Source organism: Aquiflexum sp. (assembly GCF_041751335.1).
GTDB lineage: Bacteria > Bacteroidota > Bacteroidia > Cytophagales > Cyclobacteriaceae > Aquiflexum.
Genome location: NZ_JBGSXS010000441.1, coordinates 1 through 2,888, shown reverse-complemented (window position 1 = coordinate 2,888; position 2,888 = coordinate 1). Strand labels below are relative to the sequence as shown.

Genomic DNA, 2,888 nt, shown 5'->3' with positions numbered 1-2,888 from the left:
TTATTTCTTATCAATTTTTAAAATTTTAACATTGGAATTAAAATTAAAAAATTAATTTTGCCACCGATTCACCTTATTATTTCTATGAAAAGTATCATATTGTTTTGCTTTTTTTATGGCGTATGCTTTCTTTCATTGGCCCAAAAAGTCACTGTCAGTGGAACTGTCAAGGATGCGGACAATGGTGAGACTTTGATTGGGGTCAATGTTTTCGACAAAAAAAACCAAAAAGGTGCTGTTACCAATAATTACGGATTTTTCAGTTATTCACTTTTTGAGAAAGAAGTTGACTTGGTGTTTAGCTATGTCGGTTATGAGCCTTTACTGATTTCTTTAAGTCTTGAACGGGATACTCTTTTGAGCGTGGAACTTCGACCGGCAGGTTATCTCAACGAAGTTGTGATAGAAGGACAAAGGGATGACCCTATTCAAGAAAGTACCCAAATGGGTACAGTGAATGTCCCACTAAGGGACATCAAGAACCTTCCGGCACTGATGGGTGAAGTCGATATTTTCAAAGTCATTCAATTATTGCCAGGTGTTCAATCTGGTTCTGAAGGTGCTTCGGGCTTGTACGTGCGGGGTGGAAGTCCTGACCAGAATTTGGTGCTACTTGATGGGGTACCGGTGTACAATGCCACACATTTGTTCGGATTTTTCTCTGTTTTCAACGCCGATGCAATCAACAATGTCGAACTGATAAAAGGGGGATTCCCGGCTAGGTATGGAGGAAGGCTTTCCTCAGTGATTGATATCACCATGAAGGAAGGAAATATGAAAAAATTCCAAGGAGAGGGCAGTGTCGGTTTGATTGCCTCCAAACTCACTTTGGAAGGACCTATAGTAAAGGATAAAACTTCTTTTTTATTGTCAGCCAGGAGGACGTATCTAGACCTGATAGCAAGACCTATCATCAGGAAATCTACAGGAGGCCAGGAAGATGTTGGCTATTATTTTTATGATGTCAATGCCAAGGTCAACCATATTTTCAACCAGAAAAACAGGCTCTATCTCAGTTATTATGGCGGTGATGATGTGGCTTATTCCAGCTATAATTATAACGGGTCAAGATTTGGTGGTGGGTCAGGTACAAACCAATCAAGGGAAGAAGCAGGCTTGGGTTGGGGAAATAATATAGCGGCTGTCCGCTGGAATCATGTTTTTAACCAAAGGTTGTTTGCTAATTTCACTGGCACTTTTACCAAATATAGGTTTAGGTTGTTTTCTGAATCTGAAAGTATTTATACTGAAAGTCAGGGTGGCACTACTATTCGGGATTTTTATACTGCCAATTATTTTTCCGGTATAAGGGATTTGGCAATTAAGGCAGATTTTGATTATATCCCCAATCCCCAGCATTATATCCGTTGGGGAGCTATGATGATAGACCATAGATTTACGCCAGGGGTATTTGTTGCCAGAGAAAATGAGCGACCCGAAACAAGGGAAGGAGCCACTCCATCAGATTCCCGTGAACTTTCCATGTATGTTGAGGACGATTTCAGTTTGGGGGATAGGTTGAAATTCAATGTCGGAGCCCATTTTTCAGGATTTTTGGCCGATACAAAAACCTACACGTCCTTTCAGCCAAGGATTGCTATGAGGTACCTCTTGGACCCAACTTCTTCTTTGAAACTCTCCTACGTTCAGATGGCCCAATTTGTCCATCTTCTTACCAATGCTGGATTGGGTCTGCCCACGGATTTATGGGTGCCATCCACGGATAAAATCGGTCCTCAGGAAAGCTGGCAGGTGGCAGCAGGATATTTTAAGAACCTGGGATATGGATTGGAGTTTTCGGCAGAGGCTTATTATAAAAATATGGAAGGGGTCATCGAATATCAGGATGGGGCTTCATTTCTGAATAACGCTGGCGATTGGCAGGACAAGGTCACTTCAGGCGAGGGAAGAAGTTATGGACTTGAAGTGTTGTTGCAAAAAAAGACCGGGAGGACGACAGGATGGATAGGATATACACTCTCAAAAACTGAAAGGAGGTTTGATGAAATTAATTTCGGGGAATGGTTTCCTTTCAGATATGACCGAAGGCATGACATCAGCGTGACAGCGGTTCACAAATTGTCCGACAGGATAGACCTTTCCGGAACTTGGGTATTCGGAAGCGGAAGTTTTATCACTGTGCCTTCACAGCGTTATCAGCATTCCTTTACCGTAATAAACGATACCAATACCCGATATTCGGGACTATACCTTGACCATTTCGAATCCAGAAATAATTTTCAGATGCGGAACTACCACAGGATGGACATAGGGATCAATTTCAACAAACACAAAAAATGGGGTGAGCGTACATGGAATGTTTCAGTATATAATGTATACAGCAGGTTGAATCCATTTTACATGGACATCAGCTATAACTATGAACTTCAGAAAAATCAGCTCAGACAGTTCAGTCTTTTCCCAATCGTTCCTTCAGTTTCATACAGATTTACCTTTTAGATATGAAAATCAAATATCATATATTAATCCTTGTCAGTTTTATAATCTTTGTTTCATGTGAACAATTCCTTGAGGTGGAATTGCCAGGACAGGAACCTAGGATGGTTTTGAATTCTCTTTTAGAGCCTACAGATACCCTGAAAGTTTTTTTAACAAAAAGCAAAGGGGTATTGGAAGGGGGGAATTTTTTTGAAGATGAGTTTGATCTGGTAGAAGGTGCAAATGTATATCTGAAAGATCAGGATGGACAAATTTTTCCTATGGGCTACATCAAAAGAGGTAGATCTTGGGAAATAGAAGCTTTTTATTACCTCGCAAATCATAATTTAGTTGAGGGAAAAACTTATGAGATTTTTGCGGAAAAAGATGGCTACCCTACCATAAGAAGTATTCAGGAAGTTCCCCAAAAAGTAAATATCAAATCCATC

At 40.4% G+C, this 2,888-nt stretch carries 2 protein-coding genes; both read left to right on the top strand.

Annotation, left to right across the window (positions count from 1 at the left end; translation table 11 throughout):
* Positions 1–84: 84 nt before the first annotated feature.
* Positions 85–2,460 (top strand): carboxypeptidase-like regulatory domain-containing protein, encoded by a 2,376-nt coding sequence (locus ACEW8U_RS23195; protein WP_373524438.1) that lies wholly within the window; start codon positions 85–87, stop codon positions 2,458–2,460.
* Positions 2,461–2,462: 2 nt separating this feature from the next.
* Positions 2,463–2,888: DUF4249 family protein (locus ACEW8U_RS23190; protein ID WP_373524437.1), on the top strand; the 426-nt coding region annotated here is incomplete at its 3' end.